This window comes from Luteibacter jiangsuensis, assembly GCF_011742555.1.
Classification (GTDB): domain Bacteria; phylum Pseudomonadota; class Gammaproteobacteria; order Xanthomonadales; family Rhodanobacteraceae; genus Luteibacter; species Luteibacter jiangsuensis.
The window spans coordinates 336,158-358,743 of record NZ_JAAQQR010000003.1; the positions used below are offsets into that span (position 1 = coordinate 336,158).

At 66.2% G+C, this 22,586-nt stretch carries 25 protein-coding genes and 1 tRNA gene; 17 read left to right on the plus strand and 9 right to left on the minus strand.

Going from position 1 to position 22,586, the window contains the following annotated elements; translation table 11 throughout:
- Positions 1-79 precede the first annotated feature (79 nt).
- The 5 genes from HBF26_RS08315 to HBF26_RS08335 all read left to right on the plus strand — a co-directional run bounded on the left by HBF26_RS08315 (position 80) and on the right by HBF26_RS08335 (position 7,999).
- The gene (locus HBF26_RS08315) at positions 80-2,611 is read left to right on the plus strand and encodes a DNA topoisomerase I (protein ID WP_167124948.1); all 2,532 of its coding nucleotides are present in this window, start codon (positions 80-82) and stop codon (positions 2,609-2,611) included.
- A 1-nt stretch (position 2,612) separates the two neighbouring features.
- A complete protein-coding gene (gene tsaC, locus HBF26_RS08320; RefSeq protein ID WP_167124949.1) occupies positions 2,613-3,182 on the plus strand; it encodes an L-threonylcarbamoyladenylate synthase type 1 TsaC in 570 nt (189 codons plus the stop codon).
- 37 nt (positions 3,183-3,219) lie between these two features.
- Positions 3,220-4,566: an AMP-binding protein gene (locus tag HBF26_RS08325; protein ID WP_338039662.1), complete on the plus strand. Its 1,347-nt coding sequence runs from the start codon at positions 3,220-3,222 to the stop codon at positions 4,564-4,566.
- 164 nt (positions 4,567-4,730) lie between these two features.
- On the plus strand, positions 4,731-6,014 hold the full coding sequence (gene purD / locus HBF26_RS08330; RefSeq protein ID WP_167124953.1) for a phosphoribosylamine--glycine ligase: 1,284 nt from the start codon (positions 4,731-4,733) through the stop codon (positions 6,012-6,014).
- Between the two features lie 110 nt (positions 6,015-6,124).
- Positions 6,125-7,999, plus strand: a complete 1,875-nt coding sequence (locus tag HBF26_RS08335) for an MFS transporter (protein ID WP_167124955.1) — start codon at positions 6,125-6,127, stop codon at positions 7,997-7,999.
- Positions 8,000-8,002: 3 nt separating this feature from the next.
- On the opposite strand, the gene HBF26_RS08340 is transcribed toward HBF26_RS08335, so the two are convergent.
- From HBF26_RS08340 to HBF26_RS08375, 8 genes are all read right to left on the minus strand, one after another.
- A complete protein-coding gene (locus HBF26_RS08340; protein ID WP_167124957.1) occupies positions 8,003-8,869 on the minus strand; it encodes a cobalamin biosynthesis protein in 867 nt (288 codons plus the stop codon).
- 52 nt (positions 8,870-8,921) lie between these two features.
- Complete coding sequence (gene nudC, locus HBF26_RS08345) at positions 8,922-9,905, minus strand: NAD(+) diphosphatase (RefSeq protein ID WP_338039647.1); 984 nt, start codon at positions 9,903-9,905, stop codon at positions 8,922-8,924.
- Between the two features lie 13 nt (positions 9,906-9,918).
- Positions 9,919-10,302, minus strand: coding sequence for an iron-sulfur cluster insertion protein ErpA (gene erpA, locus HBF26_RS08350; protein WP_425482985.1), 384 nt, complete (start codon positions 10,300-10,302; stop codon positions 9,919-9,921).
- A 31-nt stretch (positions 10,303-10,333) separates the two neighbouring features.
- Positions 10,334-10,768: a bactofilin family protein gene (locus HBF26_RS08355; RefSeq protein WP_167124961.1), complete on the minus strand. Its 435-nt coding sequence runs from the start codon at positions 10,766-10,768 to the stop codon at positions 10,334-10,336.
- A complete protein-coding gene (locus tag HBF26_RS08360; RefSeq protein WP_167124963.1) occupies positions 10,755-11,498 on the minus strand; it encodes a DUF6776 family protein in 744 nt (247 codons plus the stop codon). Before HBF26_RS08360 ends, HBF26_RS08355 begins: the two co-directional genes overlap by 14 nt.
- A 133-nt stretch (positions 11,499-11,631) precedes the next feature.
- Complete coding sequence (gene bfr, locus HBF26_RS08365) at positions 11,632-12,111, minus strand: bacterioferritin (RefSeq protein ID WP_167124965.1); 480 nt, start codon at positions 12,109-12,111, stop codon at positions 11,632-11,634.
- A 103-nt stretch (positions 12,112-12,214) separates the two neighbouring features.
- The gene (locus HBF26_RS08370; protein ID WP_167124967.1) at positions 12,215-12,418 is read right to left on the minus strand and encodes a (2Fe-2S)-binding protein; all 204 of its coding nucleotides are present in this window, start codon (positions 12,416-12,418) and stop codon (positions 12,215-12,217) included.
- A 57-nt stretch (positions 12,419-12,475) separates the two neighbouring features.
- Positions 12,476-13,012, minus strand: coding sequence for an RNA pyrophosphohydrolase (locus HBF26_RS08375; protein WP_167124969.1), 537 nt, complete (start codon positions 13,010-13,012; stop codon positions 12,476-12,478).
- Between the two features lie 162 nt (positions 13,013-13,174).
- Here HBF26_RS08375 and HBF26_RS08380 point away from each other — a divergent pair.
- Positions 13,175-13,251 (plus strand) — tRNA-Met (locus tag HBF26_RS08380).
- 146 nt (positions 13,252-13,397) lie between these two features.
- Here HBF26_RS08380 and HBF26_RS19760 read toward each other — a convergent pair.
- Positions 13,398-13,997 (minus strand): LuxR family transcriptional regulator, encoded by a 600-nt coding sequence (locus tag HBF26_RS19760; protein WP_167124971.1) that lies wholly within the window; start codon positions 13,995-13,997, stop codon positions 13,398-13,400.
- Positions 13,998-14,188: 191 nt separating this feature from the next.
- Here HBF26_RS19760 and queD point away from each other — a divergent pair, with 191 nt between their 5' ends.
- From queD to HBF26_RS08440, 11 genes are all read left to right on the plus strand, one after another.
- Positions 14,189-14,542, plus strand: a complete 354-nt coding sequence (queD, locus tag HBF26_RS08390) for a 6-carboxytetrahydropterin synthase QueD (protein WP_167124973.1) — start codon at positions 14,189-14,191, stop codon at positions 14,540-14,542.
- An 85-nt stretch (positions 14,543-14,627) separates the two neighbouring features.
- Positions 14,628-14,954, plus strand: a complete 327-nt coding sequence (locus HBF26_RS08395; protein ID WP_167124975.1) for a phasin family protein — start codon at positions 14,628-14,630, stop codon at positions 14,952-14,954.
- Between the two features lie 169 nt (positions 14,955-15,123).
- Entirely contained in the window at positions 15,124-15,489 is a 366-nt protein-coding gene (locus tag HBF26_RS08400) for an ATP synthase subunit I (RefSeq protein WP_208382008.1), read from the plus strand.
- 3 nt (positions 15,490-15,492) lie between these two features.
- Positions 15,493-16,332: a F0F1 ATP synthase subunit A gene (atpB, locus tag HBF26_RS08405; protein WP_167028787.1), complete on the plus strand. Its 840-nt coding sequence runs from the start codon at positions 15,493-15,495 to the stop codon at positions 16,330-16,332.
- A gap of 81 nt (positions 16,333-16,413) precedes the next feature.
- Positions 16,414-16,701 carry a F0F1 ATP synthase subunit C gene (gene atpE / locus HBF26_RS08410; RefSeq protein ID WP_089975626.1) on the plus strand — a complete coding sequence of 96 codons (288 nt, stop codon included), beginning with the start codon at positions 16,414-16,416 and terminating at the stop codon, positions 16,699-16,701.
- 82 nt (positions 16,702-16,783) lie between these two features.
- Complete coding sequence (locus HBF26_RS08415; RefSeq protein ID WP_167124977.1) at positions 16,784-17,254, plus strand: F0F1 ATP synthase subunit B; 471 nt, start codon at positions 16,784-16,786, stop codon at positions 17,252-17,254.
- A 2-nt stretch (positions 17,255-17,256) separates the two neighbouring features.
- Complete coding sequence (locus tag HBF26_RS08420) at positions 17,257-17,790, plus strand: F0F1 ATP synthase subunit delta (RefSeq protein WP_166699946.1); 534 nt, start codon at positions 17,257-17,259, stop codon at positions 17,788-17,790.
- Positions 17,791-17,809: 19 nt separating this feature from the next.
- Complete coding sequence (gene atpA / locus HBF26_RS08425) at positions 17,810-19,360, plus strand: F0F1 ATP synthase subunit alpha (protein WP_167028784.1); 1,551 nt, start codon at positions 17,810-17,812, stop codon at positions 19,358-19,360.
- Between the two features lie 108 nt (positions 19,361-19,468).
- Positions 19,469-20,377 carry a F0F1 ATP synthase subunit gamma gene (atpG, locus tag HBF26_RS08430; RefSeq protein WP_167124979.1) on the plus strand — a complete coding sequence of 303 codons (909 nt, stop codon included), beginning with the start codon at positions 19,469-19,471 and terminating at the stop codon, positions 20,375-20,377.
- 67 nt (positions 20,378-20,444) lie between these two features.
- Positions 20,445-21,857 (plus strand): F0F1 ATP synthase subunit beta, encoded by a 1,413-nt coding sequence (gene atpD, locus HBF26_RS08435; RefSeq protein WP_167124981.1) that lies wholly within the window; start codon positions 20,445-20,447, stop codon positions 21,855-21,857.
- Between the two features lie 169 nt (positions 21,858-22,026).
- On the plus strand, positions 22,027-22,452 hold the full coding sequence (locus tag HBF26_RS08440; protein WP_167124983.1) for a F0F1 ATP synthase subunit epsilon: 426 nt from the start codon (positions 22,027-22,029) through the stop codon (positions 22,450-22,452).
- The last annotated feature ends 134 nt before the right edge of the window (positions 22,453-22,586 follow it).

The window sequence follows — 22,586 nt, forward strand, 5'->3', positions numbered from 1 at the left end:
TCACGGCGATATGTTTCCAACTAAATATATACATGCGCTGGGGTTCACTCGCCCCGCGCTCCTGGGAATCGGTTAACGCATGGCAAAGAACCTCCTCATCGTCGAATCGCCGGCCAAGGCCAAGACGATCAACAAGTACCTGGGAGCCGACTTCCAGGTGCTGGCATCGTATGGCCACGTCCGCGACCTCCGGCCGAAGGAGGGCGCCGTCGATCCCGAGCACGGCTTCCGCATGGCCTATGAGGTGATCGACCGCAACGAGAAGCACGTCGACGCCATCGCCAAGGCCGCCAAGGCCGCCAGCAGCATCTATCTCGCGACCGACTTGGATCGCGAAGGCGAGGCCATCTCCTGGCACATCAGCGAGATCCTGAAGGAGCGTGGGCTGCTGGAGGGCAAGGACGTCCAGCGCGTGGTCTTCAGCGAGATCACCCCCAAGGCCATCAAGGAGGCCGTGGCCAACCCGCGCAAGCTGTCGCACGACCTGGTCGACGCCCAGCAGGCCCGCCGCGCCCTCGACTACCTGGTGGGCTTCAATCTCTCTCCGGTGCTCTGGCGCAAGGTGCAGCGGGGCCTCTCGGCCGGCCGCGTGCAGTCGCCGGCGCTGCGCATGATCGTCGAGCGCGAGCTCGAGATCGAAGCCTTCAAGGCGCGCGAGTACTGGACCATCCAGGCCAGTCTGGCCCACCCGGAAGGCGCCTTCGAGGCCCGTCTGGTCAAGCTGAACGGCAAGAAGTTCGAGCAGTTCGACCTCACCAACGAAGCCGATGCCATGGCGGCGCGCGGCGCGCTGGAAAAGGCCGCCGCCGGCAAGTTCACGGTCGGCGAGGTCACCAGCCGCGAGCGCAAGCGCCGCCCGGCACCGCCGTTCACCACCTCCACGCTGCAGCAGGAGGCCGCGCGCAAGCTCGGTTTCTCCACCAGCCGCACCATGCGCGTGGCCCAGGGCCTCTACGAAGGCGTGGCGCTCGGCAGCGAGGGCAACGTCGGTCTCATCACCTACATGCGTACCGACTCCGTCGCGCTCTCCGACGACGCCGTGGCCGAGCTGCGCGACCTGATCGGGCGCGAATACGGCAAAGGCGCGCTCCCAGACGGTGTCCAGGTCTACAAGTCCAAGTCCAAGAACGCACAGGAAGCGCACGAGGCCGTTCGCCCCACCTCGGCCATGCGCACGCCCCGCAGCGTTGCCTCGTTCCTCAACGACGACCAGCGCAAGCTGTACGAGTTGATCTGGAAGCGCACCGTCGCCTGCCAGATGGTGCATGCCACCCTGAACACGGTGTCCGTCGAGTTTCCGGTGGCCGATTCCGCCTTCCGCGCCAGCGGCACCACCGTGGTCGACCCCGGCTTCCTTGCCGTTTACGAGGAAGGCCGCGACCAGAAGAACGAGGACGACGACGATCAGCGCCGCCTGCCGCGCATGGTGCAGGGCGACGTGGTGCCGGTATCGAAGATCGACGCCGACCAGCATTTCACCGAGCCGCCGCCGCGTTATTCCGAAGCCAGCCTGGTGAAGACGCTCGAGGAATACGGCATCGGCCGCCCGTCCACCTATGCCAGCATCATCCAGGTGCTGCTGAGCCGCGAATACGTGCTCCTCGAGAATCGCCGCTTCAAGCCGACCGACGTCGGCCGGGCGGTCAGCCAGTTCCTCTCCGGGCACTTCACGCAGTACGTCGATTACGACTTCACCGCGCGTCTGGAAGACGAGCTCGACGCGGTCAGCCGCGGCGAAGAGGCCTGGGTGCCGCTGCTCGAACGCTTCTGGCAGCCGTTCAAGACGCTGGTGGACGACAAGACCGAGTCCGTCGATCGTAGCGAAGCCACCGGCGCGCGCGAACTCGGTACCGATCCCAAGACCGGCAAGCCGGTGTCCGTGCGCCTCGGCCGCTACGGCGCCTATGCGCAGATCGGCAGCAAGGACGACGAGGCCAAGCCCACGTACGCCAGCCTGCGCCCCGGCCAGAGCATGCACACCATCACGCTCGACGAGGCGATGGAACTGTTCAAGCTGCCGCGCACGCTCGGCCAGTCAGAAGCCGGCGAAGACGTCACCGTGGGCATCGGCCGCTTCGGGCCCTTCGTGAAGCAGGGCAGCACGTACGCGTCGCTGAAGCCCGAGGACGACCCGTACACCATCGAGCTGCCGCGCGCCTTGCAACTCGTGCAGGAAAAGCTGGAAGCCATCGCCAACCGCACCATCCTCGACTTCGGCAACGGCGTGCAGGTGCTCAACGGTCGCTATGGTCCTTACATCACCGACGGCGAGAAGAACGCGCGCATCCCGAAAGACCGGGATCCGAAGACCCTCACCGAAGCCGAGTGCGCCGAGCTGCTGGCCGCCGCTCCGGTGAAGAAGCCGCGTGGCGGCCGCGCCGCGAAGAAAACCGCCACGAAGAAAGCGGCGGCGAAGAAGACCGTCGCCAAGGACGCCACCGCCAAGAAGGCCGCCGTGAAGAAAACGGCGGCCAAGAAAGCGACGAAGAAGGCGAGCGCTAAAAAGGCTCCGGCAAAGAAGACGGCCGCCAAGAAGACCGCGGCGAAGAAGGCAGCCGTGAAGACGGCGGCGGCCAAGGCCACGAAGACGGCGTCCCGCACGGCGGACTGATATGCGGCGCTTGCAGCTTTCCGAACTCGACGCCGCCGTCGCGATCCTGCGCGACGGCGGCGTGCTCGCCTATCCTACCGAAGCCGTCTTCGGCCTCGGCTGCGATCCTCACGACAGGACGGCGTTCGAGCGCATATTCACGTTGAAGGGGCGCCCGGCCACGCAGGGCGTGCTGTTGATCGCTTCGGATTTCGCGCAGGTGGAGCCGTATATCGACCTCGCGCGGGTGCCCTCCGGCGTACTGGCGCAAGTGCGCGCCTCCTGGCCCGGCCCGAACACCTGGGTCTTCCCGCGAAGTGCCGAGGTTCCCGAGTGGGTCGCGGGGGCGCATGCCGGCATCGCGTTGCGGGTGACCGCCCACGAACCTGCGGCCGCGTTGTGCCGCGCCTTCGGCGGGCCGCTGGTGTCCACGAGTGCGAATCCGCATGGCGAGCCGCCGGCCCGGGACCTCGCCACGCTGGAACGCTACTTCGGCAACCGCCTGGACGGCGCGCTGGACGCGCCCCTCGGGGGCCTCGATCGGCCCACCGTCATCCGAGACGCCCTGAGCGGCGCTATGATCCGCGCCTGAGTCGGGGGGAAATCAGTTGTCGTCGAACGTTCATGAGATCACCGGGCGCCTGGTGGGCGCACCCTCGCCGCTGCTCGTCGGCACCCTGACAAGACCTGTCGCCTGGCGTGAAGGCCGCCCGGTCAGCGCCGCGACCTTCCTGGGCCACGTGCACCAGGTGGCGGCCCTGCTTCCCGAGGCCGACAGCGCGGTGAACCTCTGCGAGGACCGCTACGCCTTCCTGGTCGCGTTCGCGGCGCTGGTCGTTCGCGGCCAGGCCAACCTCCTGCCCCCCTCGCGCGCACCGCACGCGGTCGACGAGGTCATGGCCGGCCATCCCGGGTCCTACGCGATCGGCGAGCTGGCGTTGTCGCCCGCACCCGCCGGCTATCTGCGCATGCCTCCGCTCCACGACGACGTGACGCCAAGCCACGAGGTTCCGTCCATATCGGCGGATGCGGTGGTCGCCATCGGCTACACGTCGGGTTCCACGGGTCGGCCGAAACCCAACATCAAGACCTGGGGCGGTTTTGTCGCCAGCAATGCGGGCAACGTGCGGATGCTCGACAAGGCCGTCGGGGGCGCCTTCGACCTCGTGGCCACGGTGCCCCCGCAACACATGTACGGCATGGAGATGTCGGTGCTGATGCCGCTTCTGTCCGAAGTGAGCGTGCATGCCGGGCGTCCCTTCTTTCCCGCCGATGTGGCCGCGGCGCTAGGCACCATGCCCGAACCTCGCGTGCTGGTCATCACGCCCGTGCACCTGCGCGCCATCGTGGAATCCGGCGTGCAGCTACCGACGCTCGCGGCGTTCGTGTCCGCCACCGCACCGATGCCGCCCGAGCTGGCGGCGGAAGCGGAGAAGCGTTTCGGCGCCCCGGTATGCGAGGTCTTCGGTTCCACGGAAACCTGCGTCTTCGCCAGCCGGCGCACATCGGTGGACGAAGAGTGGACGCTCTATGACGGCGTGACCTTGCACCCGCAGCCCGACGGCACGCTGGTGCACGCCCCGCAACTGGCCGAACCGATCGCGCTCGCCGACATCGTCACGCTGCACGACGAAGGCCGCCGCTTCCGCCTGCGCGGACGCAATACCGATCTGCTGGAAATCGCGGGCAAGCGCGCATCGCTCGGCGACCTCAATCGCCGCCTGCTGGCCATCGAGGGCGTGCGCGATGGCGTGCTGTTCCAACTCGACGAACCCGATGCCTCCGGCATCCGCCGCATCGCCGGCCTGGTGGTCGCCCCGGGCATGACCGAGCAGGCGGTTCTCGCCGTGTTGCGCCAGGCGATGGATCCCGTCTTCCTTCCCCGTCCGCTGCGCATGGTGGACGCCTTGCCGCGCAACGAAACCGGCAAGCTCCCGCGCGGCGACCTGCTGGCGCTGATTCGACCCGCGCTTTAGTGTGGGAGCCGCTTCAGCGGCGATGGGTGCTTGCGGCAGGGTTGCCCGCTGCCGCGGGATCGCCGGCATAGCCGGCTCCCACAGAAGCCCTCTCCGAGCAGGAGGTTTCTTCGCCCGCATCCGGGCCCACGCTAGAATGCGTGGCTCGACATCCGGAGAATCCCATGAAAGTCCTCGTCATCGGCGGCGGCGGGCGCGAACACGCGCTGGCCTGGAAAATCGGCCAGTCCCCGCGCGTGGACGAGGTGATCGTGGCGCCGGGCAACGCCGGAACGGCGCATGAGCCCGGTATGCGCAATGCCGCGGTGGCCGTGACCGATATCGATGGCCTGGTGAGCCTGGCGCGCAGCGAGGGTGTCGGGCTCACCGTGGTGGGCCCCGAAGTGCCGCTGGTGGCCGGCGTGGTCGATCGCTTCACGCAGGAAGGCCTGCGCTGCTTCGGACCGACCGCCGCTGCCGCGCAGCTCGAGGGCAGCAAGGCGTTCGCGAAAGACTTCCTTGCCCGCCACGGCATTCCCACCGCGCACTACGCCGTGTTCACCGAACTGGCGCCCGCACTCGCGCATGTTCGCGAGAAGGGCGCGCCGATCGTCATCAAGGCCGATGGCCTTGCCGCCGGCAAGGGTGTGATCGTGGCGATGACACTCGCCGAAGCCGAGGCAGCGCTCGAAGACATGCTCGGCCAGCAGGCCTTTGGCGACGCCTCCTCGCGCGTGGTCATCGAGGAATTCCTCGACGGTGAAGAGGCGAGCTTCATCGTGATCGCCGATGGCGTGCACGCCCTCCCGATGGCGACCAGCCAGGACCACAAGCGCCGCGACGACGGCGACAAGGGCCCGAATACGGGAGGCATGGGCGCGTACTCGCCGGCGCCCGTGGTGACGGACGAAGTATCCGCCCGTGTCATGCGCGAAGTGATCGAGCCCACGCTTGCGGGCATGGCGGCCGACGGCATGCCCTTCACCGGTTTCCTCTATGCCGGCCTCATGATCGACAAGACCGGTGCACCCAAGGTCATCGAGTTCAACGTGCGTTTCGGCGATCCCGAAACGCAGCCGATCATGCTGCGGTTGCGCTCGGATCTCGTGGATCTCGTCGAGGCGGCGCTCGACGGCCGTATCGCCGCCGTGCAGGCGGAGTGGGATCCTCGGCCCGCGCTGGGCGTGGTGATCGCGGCAGGCGGTTATCCCGGAAAGGTGCGATCGGGCGATCTGATCGAGGGAGCGGACACCGATTTCGGGCCGGACGTGAAAGTGTTCCATGCCGGTACCGCGGAAGGCGCGGACGGACGCCCGGTCACGGCGGGCGGACGCGTGCTTGCCGTCTGTGCGCTCGGGGCCGACCTGGTCGAGGCACGCGGGCGAGCCTATGCGGCGGTCGATGGCATTCGCTTCAGCGGTGCCTTCCATCGCAGCGACATCGCGCACCGCGCACTGTCACGCAGGTAACCCGGTAGCCGCGCACGGCAGACCGCCGCACCCATTCCGATGCCGTTCTTCTGATAGGAGCGCGTCGGCGCGACCGGCTACACTGGCGCGAATTCAACAGGGTGCACCGGATGTCGCAGTTCTCCCTTCTCGCCAAACGGCGCTTCGCGCCGTTCTTCTGGACACAGGCGCTCGGTGCGTTCAACGACAACGCGTTCCGTAACGCGATGGTGATGCTGGTGGCCTTCCAGATGGGGCTGCCGGACGCGCAGGTATCGCTCTACACCAACCTCGCGCCCGCGCTCTTCATCCTTCCGTATTTCCTGTTCTCCGCCACGGCCGGTCAGCTTGCGGAGAAGTTCGAGAAGACGCGGATCATTCGCTACGTGAAGTTGTTCGAGATCGCGGCCATGGCGATCGCCGCCGTCGGCTTCTTCACCCATCACGTGTCCCTGCTGCTGGTGGTGCTGTTCCTCATGGGCGTGCATTCGACCGTCTTCGGGCCCATCAAGTACTCCATCCTTCCGCAGGCGCTGGAGCGCAGCGAACTGGTCGGCGGAAATGCGCTGGTGGAAACGGGTACGCAGCTTGCGATGCTGATCGGCATGATCGTCGGTAATTCGCTCATGCTGATCGCCGGCTATGGCACGCTGGCCGCCTCGTTGACGACGATCGGCATCGCGTGTGCCGGCTACCTCGCCAGCCGCGCCATTCCCTCCGCCCCGGCCACCGCGCCGGGCCTGCGATTCAACTGGAACCCGTTCAGCGAAACCTGGCACGTGCTGAGGATCACGCACGAAGACCGTGCGGTGTTCAACGCCGTACTGGGCATCTCCTGGTTCTGGTTCTTTGGCACGGTGATGATCGCCCAACTACCCACCTATACACGCCACGTGCTGGGCGGTGACGGGTCGGTCAACACGCTGGTGCTCACGCTGTTCTCGCTGGGAACGGGCCTCGGTTCGCTCATGTGCGAACGGCTGTCGCGCAAGCGCGTCGAAATCGGCCTGGTGCCGATGGGCGCGTTCGGACTCACCGTCTTCGCGGTCGACCTGTACTTCGCGCGCCCCGCCGTCACGGCAGGCGTGGCGCTGAACTGGGCGGCGTTCGTGGGTGTACCCGGCGCGTGGCGCGCCATGCTCGACCTCACCATGATCGGCGCGTTCGCCGGATTCTACGTGGTGCCGCTGTTCGCCTTCGTGCAGAGTCGCGCACCGCGCGAGCGCCTGTCGCGGGTGATCGCCGGCAACAACATCGTGAATGCGTTGCTGATCTGCGCGGCCGCGGCGTTCGGTATCGGTCTGACGGCGTTGGGTCTCGACGTGCCGACGATCTTCCTCGTCACCGGCCTGGTGAACATCGCGGTGGCCGTGTACATCTTCACGCTCGTCCCCGAATTCATGATGCGCTTCGTCACCTGGGTGCTGGTGAACACGCTCTATCGGGTGCGCGTCGACGGATTGAAGAACGTGCCGGACGAGGGTGCGGCGCTGGTGGTGTGCAACCACGTGAGCTTCATGGACCCATTGATCCTCATGGCCAGCGTGCGCCGGCCGATGCGTTTCGTCATGTACTACAAGATCTACGACATTCCCGTGCTGAATTTCGTCTTCCGCACCGCGAAGGCGATCCCGATCGCGGGTCGGAACGAAGATCCGCAGTTGATGGAGCGCGCGTTCGAAGAGGTGGACGAGGCGCTGGCCCGTGGCGAGGTGGTCTGCATCTTCCCTGAGGGCGGCATCACGCGCGATGGCGGCATCCAGAACTTCCGTCCCGGCATCGACCGCATCCTCGCCCGCCGGCCGGTTCCCGTCGTGCCGCTGGCCTTGCGCGGCATGTGGGGCAGCATCTTCAGCCGCAGGGACAGCGCGTTGCACCGCGCCCGCCTGCCAAGGCGCTTCTGGTCGAAGATCGAGCTGGTGGGCGGTGCGCCGGTCCCGGCGGACGAAGCCAATGCGGCCGCGCTACAGGTTCGCGTAAGCGAACTGCGCGGCAACAAGGCGTAGGGGTCAGGCGAACCAGGCGGCCAGCACGATCACCGCCACTACCGCCAGCCACACGACGAGTACGCGGCGGATAACGCGGCGGGCGTCTTCCAGTTCGGCGATGGGATCGCTCACGTCCTGCACATAGCCGTCGCCGGCTTCCACATCGGCGTCGACGCCCGCGCGTGCCACCGCGCCCAGGAAATCCGGTTCCAGACGCGAGCGCGGGCTGCCCGAGGTGCGGTGCCATTGTTTCCATGCGCCCATGACGGCGTCGAAGTCGGAAACCAGCGCCATCGCGAACACCATCAGGTGTGCGGGAATCCAGTCGAGCGCATCGGCGAGACGGCGCGCGCTGGCGCGGGTGGCGGTGTCCAGGCCCATCGCGGCGTCGCGGGCGAGGGTCTGGGCAAGCCGATAACCGAGGGCGCCGGTGGGGCCGAGAAGGAAGAACCAGAACAGCACGCCGAAGCGACGACGCAAGGCGCCATAGAACGCGGCTTCCACGAGCACGGGCGCAAACCAGCCGAGCGGCGCATCGTCGTGGCGCAGCGCCGCCACCGCTTCGTCGCGGCGCAGGGTGTCGCCCGCGCGAAGGACGGCGTCGATGTCGGTCTCGATTTCGCGTGGGCCCAGCGCGTAGACGAGCACGGCGATGGCGAAGACGAGCCAACCCAGGTCGAAGAAGGGCAGGGAACGAAGGATGCCCGCCACGATGATGCAGGCGATCACCGGTACCAGCAACACGACGGCGACCTTGCCCGGGCCGGAAATGTCGGCGAGACGGCCGACCCAGAGGCGGAACCAGCGGTCGTCACGCCAGCGGGCCAGTTGCGGCACGCTCCAGACAATGATGAGGGCGACGAGTACGGCGAGGAGACGTAAGGCCATGGGCAGACACGATCCGCGGGTCGATGCCTCGATTGTAGGCGAAGCAGGAGGATCAGCGCGCGCTGCTGGCGACCAATTCGTCGAGATCCACGCCGCGCACGCCCAGCCAGTGCTCGATCAGGCGGTACGACACCGATAGTGGCGGCGGTACGCCGAGCGTGCCCGACGCCATGCCTTGCACGATGTCGTCCACGGTGAACCAGCGGGCGTCCTCCAGTTCGTCGTCACGCAGGTGGATCTCGCGCGTCTTCGCCGTGGCGGTGAACCCGACCATCAGCGAGGCGGGCAGTGGCCACGGCTGCGATGAATGGTAGGTGGCATGCAGTACTTCGACGCCGGACTCCTCGCGCACTTCGCGACGCACGGCATCTTCCAGCGATTCGCCCGGCTCGATGAAACCTGCGAGCGTGGAATAGCGGCCGGGCGGCCAGCCGCGCTGCCGTCCGAGCAGGCACGCGTCGCCGTCTTCGACGATCACGATGATGGCGGCATCGGTGCGCGGAAAGTGCATGTGGGCGCCGTCGGGGTTCGTGCACTGCACGCGATGGCCAGACGCCACCACAAGGGTGGGCGCGCCGCACTGGCTGCAGAACCGGGTCTGCCGTTGCCAGTGGGCAATACCCTTCGCATAGGCGAACAGCCCGGCGTCGAAGGCATCGAGGATGAGCCCGGCCTCGCGCAGCGACATGCGCCGTGCACCGGTGAGGGAAACGAAAAGCTCTGCCTGCGCTTCGTCGACGACGAGGGCGAACCACGCACGTCCGGCGGCGAGGCCGAGGAAGGTGGACGGTATGTCGCCGAAGCGCTCGGCGCGCATCGCGGGCGACATCCATTGCGGGGCGTCGGATTCCGCGAGAACGAAGGCCCGGCCTTCCGCGTCCAGGACGAGGAAGCGGCTGTCGGGCCGCGCTTCCATCTCCTCCACCCACAGACGATCGTCGCGCCGCTCCGACATCCGGTCGATGTCGATGCCGGCGAAGACGTTTTCCCGGGCACGCGTGGCGACGGCCTTGTCGCGCTCCTGCTCGACGCTCACGCCCGGAAACCGGTCATGCGCTGAAGGAGGAGCCGCAGCCGCAGGTGGTCTTCGCGTTGGGGTTGCGAATGACGAACTGCGAGCCGCTGAACGACTCGGCGTAGTCGATTTCCGCGCCCGTGAGGTACTGCAACGAAAGCGGATCGACAAGGAGCGTGACGCCCTCGCGGGCAACGGCAAGGTCGTCCTCCGCCTGTTCCTCGTCGAAGGTGAACCCGTACTGGAACCCGGAGCAACCGCCGCCGCTGATGTAGACACGGAGCTTGAGGCCCGGGTTGCCTTCTTCTTCGATCAGCTCGTGCACCTTGCGGGCGGCGGCTTCGGTGAAGACAAGCGGTGCCGTTCCCGAGCGGTAGTCGGGCGCGCCGGTCGGAGCCATGGGAAATGGGTTGTTCATGACGGACATAATGGCGCCGTTCCGGTACAGGTCAAGCCTCGTCCAGGGCCGGCGCGGCCTGGAGCGCTGCCTGGGTCAGCTGGCGGATGGTCTGTGGCGCATGGTGCACCATCTTTCCGTTCACCTGCGCGCCGGCTGCCATTTCCAGCACCTGGTAATGCACGTCGCCTTCGATCCGGGCCAGCGGGGCCAATTCCAGCCGTTCGGTCACGTGAATATCGCCGGTGACGCCGCCGTTGATGACCGCGTGGGGCACTTCGATCCGCCCGGAGACCCGACCGGTCTCGCTGATGGTGAGAACGCCGTCGCTTCCGGCATCGGCATGGACCGAACCCTCGACGGTGCCGTCCAGGTGCAGCGCGCCACTGAAGAAGACGTCGCCGCGAAGCGTGACCCCGCGGGCGATGAGGCTGGTGGATGCCGCGTTGACGGCAGGAGCCTGCTTCTTCCGGTTATTGCTGAACATCGTTGGCCTCGTCGTTGCGAAGGGCATCGGTCCACATCACCGTTCCGGTGATCGTCTGGCCGCCTTTCACATCGGCGACAAGACGCAGCCGGGTCGGCTTGAAGCCGGCCGGCAAGGTGAAACTTCCCTGGATCTGCTGGAAGTACTTGAAAGAAAAAGGAAGATTGGTGGACTGGGCGCCCTGCCCGAGGGCAGGGCCCTCGAGCGTGGCGACCTTGTTGCCCTGGATGCCTTCCACGGCGAATTTCAGCGAACCCTCGACCACCTCACCCCGCCGGGCGTTCTGGGTCAGCGTGACCACCAGGTTCCACGCATTGGCGGCGCCCTTGACCGGTGTGCTGCGAGCGCCCTGGATCTTCAGGCCGTCGCGCTGCCCGCCGCCGCCCACCAGGCGCGAATAGAACGCGAGGTCGGTGCGGAGGCCGCTGATCTCTTCGTCGCGTTCGGCAAGGTTCCGTTTGAGTTCCTTCGCAGCCACGTCGGCCACCTGGCCGGCGCGTTGCAGGTTCGCCACCTGCTGGCGAAGATCCTCGTTGTCCGCCTTCAACTGCCGCACGGTGCCGCGATCCCCCGCGACCGTCGGCGCACGCTGCGCCGCGAACCACACACCGAGGCTCACGAGGATCAGGCTGAGCGCCCACCCGCCTGCCACCAGAAGGCGCGTCCGGCGCTGGCTGGCCGCGTCGTCGAGCGTGCGCACGACGAACCGTGGCGGTTGGCGTGGAGCCATGGCAATTCCGTGGAGGAGACGTGAAGACCGGGCATGGTATAGCCCCCGCCTGCTTCAATGGTCAAGGAACGGGGTCCGGAAAGAGAAAGGCCGCCTCGCGGCGGCCTTTGCATCCCGGGTGGCTGGCGGACGTTCAGTCGTGCAGCGAACCCACCTTGCTCAGCATGTAACGCTCGGGCCCGATATCGGAGATCAGGCTGAACTGCGTCTCCAGCCAGTCGATGTGCTCTTCTTCCTGGCCGAGGATGAACTTGAACAGATCGCGGCTCACGAAATCGTGGATGCCTTCGCTATAGGCGATGGCCTCGCGCAGGTCCTTGGTGGCCAGCAATTCGAGATCCAGGTCGCCTTGCAGCGCCTCCACGACGTTCTCGCCGATCCGGAGCTTGCCCAGGTGCTGGAGATTCGGCAGGCCATCGAGGAAGAGGATCCGCTCGATCAGCTTGTCCGCGTGCTTCATCTCCTCGATGGATTCCTCGTATTCGTGCTTGGCCAGTTCGTTGTAGCCCCAGTCCTTGAACATCCGGTAATGGAGGAAGTACTGGTTGATGGCGGCCAGCTCGTTATAGAGGACCTTGTTGAGGTATTCGATGACCTTCGCGTCGCCCTTCATGGGTGATCTCCCTGACTGTTCAGGGCACGACTATACGTGGCCGCCGGAGACCGTGGCGTAACGAGAATGAAGGCGGTTCGCGTCCTCACCGGGACGCTCCCGGTCAGGCCGGAGACGGGACGAAGGCGAGCGCGGAACGCGTGGCGTCGACGGCCTCGCGCAGGCACTGCCGGGCTTCCGGCTCGCAGGCGCCGCAGCAGTCCGAACAACCCGTGCGGGCCTGGAGCTCGGCAAAGGACTGGACGCCCTCGGCCGCGGCGCGGCGGATGGCGTGGTCGGTAACGGCATTGCACATGCAGATGTACATGGGAGCGAATTCGAACGCGAATGCGAACGATTGTCAACTACTGAAGCGTGAAGGCGTTCAGGAGCCGGTGTCGCGGGTGGCCAGGGCCTGCTGCGGGCACCGACCCACTTCGACCCGGCAGACGGTTTCCACGGTGGGCGCGAACTGGCGCAAGGCCCGCTCGTAGACCTGACGTTTGAAGTTCACGACATGGTGGGCGGGGTACCAGAAGTCGACCCAGCGCCAGAGGTCGAACTCGGGCTTCTCGCAGGCGTCGAGCCGGAAGGCGTCTTCGCCGCATTTCAGGCGAAGAAGGAACCAGACCTGCTTCTGGCCGATGCAGGTGGGCCGCTGGTGGTGGCGGACGAAGCGGCTGGGCAGGCGGTAGCGGAGCCAGCCACGGGTTTCCGCCAGGACTTCCACGTGCTGGGCGAGCAGGCCGGTTTCTTCCTCCAGCTCGCGGTACATGGCCTCCAGCGGCGTCTCGTCGCTGCGCATGCCGCCCTGGGGGAACTGCCAGCCGTCGCGATTGACGCGGCGCGCCCAGAACAGGCGGCCGTCTCCGTTCAGGAGCACGATCCCCACGTTCGGTCGATAGCCATCAGCGTCGATCATCCGTCCTCCGCGAGCAGGTTGCCGGCGGCAGGCCGGTACGCTCGTTGCGATCGATTCAACCACAGCGCGAGAAGCGCGGGCAAGGCGCTACTTGAACGGAAAGCCAGCCGCGATTAAACTGCCCGGCCTTCGCGGGCCTGCCCGCGGACGACCAGGTTCCATGGCTAGGTAGCTCAGCTGGTCAGAGCGCGGCACTCATAATGCTGAGGTCGGCGGTTCGAGCCCGCCTCTAGCCACCAAAAACAGGAAAGCCGCGCCCGCAAGCGCGGCTTTTTTGTTGCTGTAGGAGCGCGCCCTGCGCGCGACATGTGTTGAGGCCGTGCCCGGGAGCTGGCGCGCCAGCCTGAAGACAGGCGCGAAAAGATGTCGCGCGCAGGGCGCGCTCCTACAGCACGATCGGTTCCTCGTCCACGCGGGGCGCAAGATCCAGCACCGCGCGCGCCAGCTCCACCACGTTGTGCACGCGCAGCTTGGCCATGAGATTGGCTCGGTGGAGCTCCACGGTCTTGGGGCTGATGCAGAGTTCGCTGGCGATCACCTTGTTGAGCTTCCCGCACATGATGCCCTCGAGCACTTGCGATTCGCGGCGGGTGAGCGAGACGTCCGGCCGCAGGGCAGCGAAGCTGCTCGCCGCCGGCTCGTCGGTATGGTCGTCTTCGGGCAGGGGCATCAGGAACACGGCGTGGAACGCTTCCGGCGGCACGTCGAGTAACTGGCGCGTCATACGATAACGACGGGGCGGCACATGGGGGTCGCGGAGCACAAACTCGTCCGCGGTACCGGTGGGATGAAGGTGTTCCTGGAGCCAGACGGGGCCGGCACGGCCCCGCGCCGTGCCGAATTCGCGTCGAAACGCTGCGTTGACCATCACGGCCCGCTCGCCGTCCTGGCGCCAGACCACACAGGGCCATGGCAAGGCGGCGAACACTTCTTCGGCCAGCCCGCACGTATGCGAGCCGTCGATTGAATCACGAGCAAGGCACATCGATGCCTCCTGGTGTGCGCATGGAAGCCGGCGATCCTCCCCCTACGCAGTCACGCCGGTAGTTGCCACTGCAACCGTTCGGCGGTGAAAAGTCCATGAACAGGAGGCTACGAATTTTCCGAAGTGCGAACCCCGTCGTGAAGGGGCGCGGTTATCGGGAGCCATTTGCCGCGTCCGCTACAATGCGCTCCATGCGTATCTTCAAGACCTTCAACATCGAAGCGGCCCACCGTTTGCCGAATGTGCCCGAAGGGCACAAATGTTCCCGCCTGCACGGCCACTCGTTCCGCGTCGAACTGCACGTGGAAGGGCCCACCGACCCCGTGCTGGGTTGGGTCATGGATTTCGGCGACCTCAAGGCGCGGTTCCAGCCGCTCTACGACCGGCTCGACCACCATTATCTCAACGACGTCGAAGGCCTCGAAAACCCCACCAGCGAGAACCTCGCCCGGTGGATCTTCGAGCGCCTGAGCCCGGACGTGCCCGGTCTGGCGAAGGTGGTGGTGCACGAGACCTGCACCTCGGGCGCGGAATATTCCGTATAACTGCCATCGCAACAATTCGCGGTTGCTGCGCTGCGGCGCACGGGACTACACTCCGGCCTCCCCCGTTCCCCGACGGCCCGCACCGATGTCAGAAGTAAACGGTTACGCCGATCTTGCCCGACTCGTGGAGCAGGCCGCCGCCGCACAGGCCGTCGCCTGGCGCGGCATGGAGCGTGTCGCCGACCTGCAGCTGGCGGCGATGGAAGGGCATGCGCGTGCGGCAACGGGGCTGATCGCCGACGCCATGCAGGCAAACGATGCCGATGCCGTGCAGGCACTGGTGCGCCGGGGCGAAGAGCTCCAGCGCGAAGGCGTGCAGCGCGCCGCATCCGCCGTGGGCGACATCCTCGACGTGGCCGTGCAGACCGCCACGTCCCTCGGCGTGCTGGCAGGTCAGCCCGCCAGGGCCTGATCGCCGGCGCCACCTCCACAACGACGCGACACAGGGTCGCGCCGGCGGGTGGTTATGGCCTTTCGCAGCTTGTCCCGTCGTTTACGGCGCTGGTATACTTTTCCAGATTAAACCGTGGCCCGTTGAACCAGCTGGTGCCGCCTTCGAGCGAAACCACGGGAGCCTCGCGTTGCTCAATAGTCTTGCTGCCGGTCGTCACCTCGCCATGCGCATCGTCATCGCGCAGCTGGTGGTGGCCGTCGTCGCAGGACTCGCTTTCTCCCTGCAGGGTCGTCCAGCCGCGCTGGCCGCCTTCGGGGGCGCCCTGATCGTCGCTATCGCCACCGCGCTGCTTGCCGCGCGAGCGTTCAGCGCGCTGGGCGGGGCGGGAGCAACGTTCATGCGGTTCCTCGTGGGCATGATCCTTCGCTGGATCATCCTCATCGGTGGACTGGCTCTCATCCTGGTTCAGTGGAAGCTGCCACCCTTGCCCGCACTGGCGGGACTGGTGGCCGGCTACGCGGTCAACGTATTTGCATTCAGATTCAAGGGTTGAGGCATGGCGAGCGAACCGCAGGGCGGTCTGACCGAATACATCCAGCACCACCTGAACCACCTCACGGTGAATTTCAGCGCCGACCATTTCTGGTTCTGGAATCTGCGCGCCGATTCCATCGTCGTCTCGTTCGTCCTTGGTGCCGCGTTCTGCCTGTGGTTCTGGCTGTTCGCGCGCAAGGCCACGTCGGGCGTGCCGTCCAAGGGCCAGGCCCTGGTGGAGCTGGCCATCGAGTTCGTCGACACCCAGGTGAAGGACACCTTCCACGGCGACCGCCGCACGGTCACGCCGCTGGCGCTGTCCATCTTCATGTGGGTGTTCCTCATGAACGCCATGGACCTGCTGCCGGTCGATCTCGCCGGCTGGCTCGTGCACACCTTCGCGGGTGACGAAGTCGCGCACCACACCTATTTCCGCATGGTGCCCACCGCCGACATCAACACCACGGTCGGCCTGTCGGTGGCTGTGCTGTTCATCGTCATCGGCCACGGCATCAAGGCCAAGGGCGGTTTCGGCTTCGGCAAGGAGCTCCTCACCGCGCCGTTCCACGCAAGCAACCCGATCGCCAAGCTCATCCTGGTGATCCCCAACTTCCTTCTCAACGTCGTCGAAACCCTGTCGAAGCCCGTGTCGCTCGCCATGCGACTCTTCGGCAACATGTACGGCGGCGAACTGGTGTTCATGCTGATTGCCGGTCTGATGGTGAGCTGGATCAGCTTCGTGCCTGGCGTCGTGTTCAACACGGCGTGGGCGATCTTCCACATCCTGATCATCGCCCTCCAGGCGTTCATCTTCATGATGCTCACGATCGTCTACATCGCCACGGCGCGGGAACACCACTAACTCACCGCTCCGACGTTAGAACCTTCGGCTCCATCCTTTTCGTTTCCACCCTTTCGTTATTCGTTATCCCAGGAGAACACCATGGAACTCGCCTCGCTTCTCGCCCACGTCCAGGGCATGACCGCCATCGCCATCGGCGTCATCATCGGCCTCGGCGCGCTGGGCGCCTGCCTCGGTATCGCCGTCATGGGCTCGAAGTTCCTCGAGTCGGCCGCTCGCCAGCCTGAACTGGTCCCGCTGCTCCAGGGCCGCATGTTCCTGCTCGCCGGCCTGATCGACGCGGCGTTCATCATCGGCCTCGCCGTGGCCCTGCTGTTCGCGTTCTCGAACCCGCTGGTCGGTGTCGTGCGCGCTGCCGTCGGCGGCTAAGCAAACGTCCGTCCTGTCGCCGTGACCCGTGGGGTCACGGCGATCGTCAGTACCCCAGCGTTCGGAGTCTTTCGGAGAGATCATGGAAATCAACATGACCTTCCTGGGCCAGATGATCTCTTTTGCGATCCTGGTCTGGTTCACCACCAAGTTCATCTGGCCCCAGCTCAACGGCGCCATCGAAGAGCGCCAGAAAAAGGTGGCCGAGGGCCTCGCTGCCGCCGAGCGCGCGCGCGCCGAGCTCAAGGATGCCGACGCCAAGGTCGCCACCGAGATCAAGCAGGCCCGCCTGCAGGCGACCGAGATCATCGACAAGGCCCAGCAGCAGGCCAACCAGCTGCTGGACAAGGCCCGTGCCGAAGCCACCGCCGAGATCAACCGTCTGAAGGCCCAGGCCCAGGACGAGATCGCGTCGATGGCGCAGCGGGCGCGCGAGCAGCTGCGTGAGCAGGTGGGCGCGCTGGCCGTGAAGGGCGCGGAGAAGATCGTCCAGCGTGAAATCGATCCGGCGGCCCACAAGGCGCTGCTCGATCAGCTCGCTGCCGAGATCTGACCATGGCCCAGGCGCTCACACTCGCCCGTCCGTACGCACGCGCCGCTTTCGAAGTGGCGCATGCGTCGGGTGCGCTCGCCGACTGGTCGGCGGCGCTCGGCTTCGCCGCCGCGGTCGCGGCCGACCCCCAGGTCGCCGGGCTCGGCAACGATCCGCGCGTGCTGCCGGCGCAGCTCGTCGCCCTCCATCTTCCGCAAGGCATGGCTGCCGATGCGCCGTTCGCCCGTTTCCTCGAGGAACTGGCGGAAAACGGCCGCATGCACCTGCTGCCCGAAATCGCCGCGCTCTACGACCAGTACAAGCTGGAGTCGGAGTCGACCCTGAAGGTCAAGGTCACGAGCGCGCTGGATCTCGACGCGGCGCAGACCGAAACGCTGCGCGCCTCGCTGAAGCGCCGCTTCAAGCGTGAGATCGAACTGGATACGCACGTCGATCCGGCGTTGCTCGGCGGTGTCGTCATCGACACGGGCGAGCAGGTCATCGACGGTTCGGCGCGCGGCCGCCTCCAGCGGCTGGCCGGCGCGCTGACGCACTGATTTCATATAGGAACCGACCATGTCCAGCACCACTCTGAACCCGTCCGAGATCAGCGAACTGATCAAGACCCGCATCGAGCAGTTCAAGCTCGGCGCCGAGGCACGCAACGAAGGCACGATCATCAGCGTGTCCGACGGCATCGTGCGCATCCACGGCCTCGCCGACGTGATGCAGGGCGAGATGATCGAACTGCCGAACAACACGTTCGCCCTCGCGCTGAACCTGGAGCGCGACTCGGTCGGCGCCGTGGTGCTGGGCGAGTACCAGCACCTGCGCGAAGGCGACGCCGCCAAGACCACTGGCCGCATCCTCGAAGTGCCGGTCGGCCCGGGCCTGCTCGGTCGCGTCGTCGACGCGCTGGGTAACCCGATCGACGGCAAGGGCCCGATCGACGCCGTGGGCACCAGCCCCGTCGAGAAGGTCGCCCCGGGCGTGATCTGGCGCCAGTCGGTCGACCAGCCGATGCAGACCGGCTACAAGTCCATCGACTCGATGATCCCGATCGGCCGCGGCCAGCGCGAGCTGATCATCGGCGACCGCCAGACCGGCAAGACCGCCGTCGCGATCGACGCGATCATCAACCAGAAAGACTCCGGCATCCGCTGCATCTACGTGGCCATCGGCCAGAAGCGCAGCTCGATCGCCAACGTCGTGCGCAAGCTCGAAGAGAACGGCGCGCTGGCCAACACCATCGTCGTCGTCGCCTCGGCGTCCGAAGCGGCCGCGCTGCAGTACGTCGCACCGTACTCCGGCTGCGCCATGGGCGAGTACTTCCGCGATCGCGGCGAAGACGCGCTGATCGTCTATGACGATCTGTCGAAGCAGGCTGTGGCCTACCGTCAGATCTCGCTGCTGCTGAAGCGTCCGCCGGGCCGCGAAGCCTATCCGGGCGACGTCTTCTACCTGCACTCGCGTCTGCTCGAGCGCGCCTCGCGCGTCAGCGCCGAGTACGTCGAGAAGATGACCAACGGCGAAGTGAAGGGCAAGACGGGTTCGCTTACCGCGCTGCCGATCATCGAGACCCAGGCCGGCGACGTGTCCGCGTTCGTGCCGACCAACGTGATCTCGATCACCGATGGTCAGATCTTCCTGGAAACCGACCTGTTCAACGCCGGTATCCGTCCGCCCGTGAACGCCGGTATCTCGGTGTCGCGCGTCGGTGGCGCGGCCCAGACGAAGATCGTGAAGAAGCTCTCCGGCGGCGTGAAGCTGGCCCTCGCGCAGTACCGCGAGCTGGCCGCCTTCGCCCAGTTCGCCTCCGACCTCGACGCCGCCACGCGTGCGCAGCTCGACCGCGGCCAGCGCGTGACCGAACTGATGAAGCAGTCGCAGTATTCGCCGCTGTCGATCGCCGAACTCGGCGTGTCGATCTACGCGGCCGAGAAGGGCTACCTCGACGACCTGCCGGTCAACAAGGTGCTGCCGTTCGAGAAGGGCCTGCACGCCTTCATGCGCCAGAACCACGGCGAACTGATGGCGAAGATCGACGAGACCGGTGACTGGGACAAGGACATCGAGGCGACCTTCAAGGCCGCCGCCGACGAGTTCAAGAAGACCGGTAGCTGGTAATCGCGTAAAGCGTGAACCGTGAACAGTAAGTTACAGCTCGCAACTTACGGTTCACGGTTTACGGTTCACGTTCCTCAGTAATCAAGTAACACGACCACGGCGAACCTCATGGCAAGCGGCCGCGAAATCAAAACCAAGATCAAGAGCACGCAGAACATGCGCAAGGTGACGCGCGCGCTCGAAATGGTCTCGGCGTCGAAGATCCGCAAGGCGCAGGACCTGATGAAGGCCTCGCGTCCTTACGCGCGCCTGATGCGCAAGGTCATTGCGCACGTCGCCCAGGCCAGCACCGACTTTACCCATCCGTTCCTCACCGAGCGTGGCAACGTCGCGCGCGTCGGCTTCATCGTGGTCTCGACCGACCGCGGTCTGGCCGGCGGCCTCAATTCCAACCTGTTCCGCCGCACGCTCACGTCCATTCGCGAGTGGCAGGGCAAGGGCGCGGAGATCGACGTCGTTGCCGTGGGCCAGAAGGCCGTGCAGTTCTTCCGCCGCATCAAGGGCGTGAACCTGATCGGTACGGCCACGCACCTCGGCGAGAAGCCGAAGCTGGAAGACCTGATCGGCGTCATCAAGGTCGTGCTCGACGCCTATTCGGAAAACCGGCTGGACCGCGTGTTCCTGGTCTACAACGACTTCGTGAACACCATCGTGCAGAAGCCGCGCATCGATGCGCTGCTGCCGCTCTCGGTGGTCGCCACGGAGCTGGAGAACGCCGAGGGTTCGGCGTCCGAAGGCGTCAAGGTCGAGCAGGCCCACGACTGGGACTACATCTACGAACCCGACGCGCGCACGGTGCTCGAACACCTGATGACGCGCTACATCGAGTCGGTGGTGTACCAGGCGGCGCTCGAGAACCTCGCCAGCGAACACGCCGCACGCATGGTGGCCATGAAGGCCGCGTCGGACAACGCCAGCAAGGTCATCGGCGAACTGACGCTCGTCTACAACAAGGCGCGCCAGGCGGCGATCACGCAGGAAATCTCGGAAATCGTCGGCGGCGCCGCGGCGGTCTAACGAAAAGCCATGGCGACGCGAAAGCGGCGCCGCTACAGAACCTACATAGATTCATCCGGAGCATTCCATGAGCCAGGGTAAAGTTGTTCAGATCATCGGCGCGGTCGTCGACGTCGAATTCCCGCGCGACCAGGTGCCGCAGATCTACGACGCACTGAAGATCGACGGCACCGAGATCACCCTCGAAGTGCAGCAGCAGCTCGGCGACGGCATCGTCCGCGCCATCGCCCTCGGTTCCACCGACGGTCTGCGCCGCAACTTGATCGCCCGCAACACCGGCGAAGGCATCAAGGTGCCGGTCGGCAAGGCCACGCTCGGCCGCATCATGGACGTGCTGGGCAACCCGATCGACGAAGCCGGCCCCATCGGCGAGCAGGAGCGCTGGGTCATCCACCGCGAAGCCCCGTCGTACGACGACCAGGCCGCCGCGAGCGAGCTGCTGGAAACCGGCATCAAGGTCATCGACCTGATGTGCCCGTTCGCCAAGGGCGGCAAGGTCGGCCTGTTCGGCGGCGCCGGCGTGGGCAAGACCGTGAACATGATGGAGCTCATCAACAACATCGCGAAGGCGCACTCGGGTCTGTCCGTGTTCGCTGGCGTGGGCGAGCGTACCCGCGAGGGCAACGACTTCTACCACGAGATGAAGGACTCCAACGTTCTCGACAAGGTCGCGATGGTGTACGGCCAGATGAACGAGCCGCCGGGCAACCGCCTGCGCGTGGCGCTCACCGGCCTCACCATGGCCGAGTACTTCCGCGACGAGAAGGACGAGACCGGCAAGGGCAAGGACGTGCTGCTCTTCGTCGACAACATCTACCGCTACACGCTGGCCGGTACCGAAGTGTCGGCGCTGCTGGGCCGCATGCCGTCGGCGGTGGGCTACCAGCCCACGCTCGCCGAGGAAATGGGCGTGCTGCAGGAGCGCATCACCTCGACCAAGACCGGCTCGATCACGTCCATCCAGGCCGTGTACGTGCCCGCGGACGACCTGACCGACCCGTCGCCGGCGACCACCTTCGCCCATCTCGACGCCACGGTGACCCTGAGCCGCAGCATCGCCTCGCTGGGCATCTACCCGGCCGTGGATCCGCTGGACTCCACCAGCCGTCAGCTCGATCCGGGCGTGATCGGCCAGGAGCACTACGACGTGGCCCGCCGCGTGCAGGGCACGCTGCAGCGCTACAAGGAACTGAAGGACATCATCGCCATCCTCGGCATGGACGAGCTGTCGCAGGAAGACAAGGAAGCCGTGTCGCGCGCCCGCAAGATCGAGCGCTTCTTCTCGCAGCCGTTCCATGTGGCGGAAGTGTTCACGGGTTCGCCGGGCAAGTACGTGCCGCTGAAGGAAACCATCCGCGGCTTCAAGATGATCGTCGACGGCGACGTGGACTACCTGCCGGAGCAGGCCTTCTACATGGTCGGCGGCATCGACGAAGCGATAAAGAAGGGCGAAGAGATGGGTGCGAAGAAGGCTGCCTGAGGGCGCCCTTCGTTGCGTGAAGCGTGAGCGGCGGCTGCGCCGCCTTGTAAACAGTGAACCGTGAACAGCAATCGCAACTTACGGTTCACAAGGCGGCGTCAGCCGCCGCTCACGCTTCACCAAGCCATACCTCAACGCAACCTATAGAACGACAAAGCCGGAGCCCCCCATGCCCCACACCATCCGCGTCGACATCGTCAGCGCCGAAGCCGAGATCTACTCCGGCGAAGCCACGCTCGTGGTCGCCACCGGTGAGCTTGGCGAGCTGGGCATCGCGCCGCGTCACGCCCCGCTGATCACCCGCCTGAAGCCCGGCCACGTCGACGTGGTCGCGGCCAACGGCGAGCGCCAGCAGTTCTTCGTCTCCGGCGGCATCCTCGAGGTGCAGCCGCAGGTGGTCACGATCCTCGCCGATACGGCCGCGCGTGCGTCGGACCTCGACGAGGCGGCGGCCCTGAAGGCGAAGGCAGAAGCAGAGGCCGCCCTGGCCAATCGCGGCCCGCAGATGGACGTGTCGGAAGCCCAGGCGAAGCTGGCCGAGGCGCTTGCCCAGCTCCAGGCCCTGGAGCGCATGCGCAAGACGCTCAAGCACTGATCGCAACACACGAAGGGCCGGCGTTGTTCCTCAACGGAACGACGCCGGCCTTTTTTTTCGCCCTGTGGGAGCCGGCTATGCCGGCGATCCCGCGGCAGCGGGCAACCTCGCCGCGAGCACCCATCGCCGCTGAA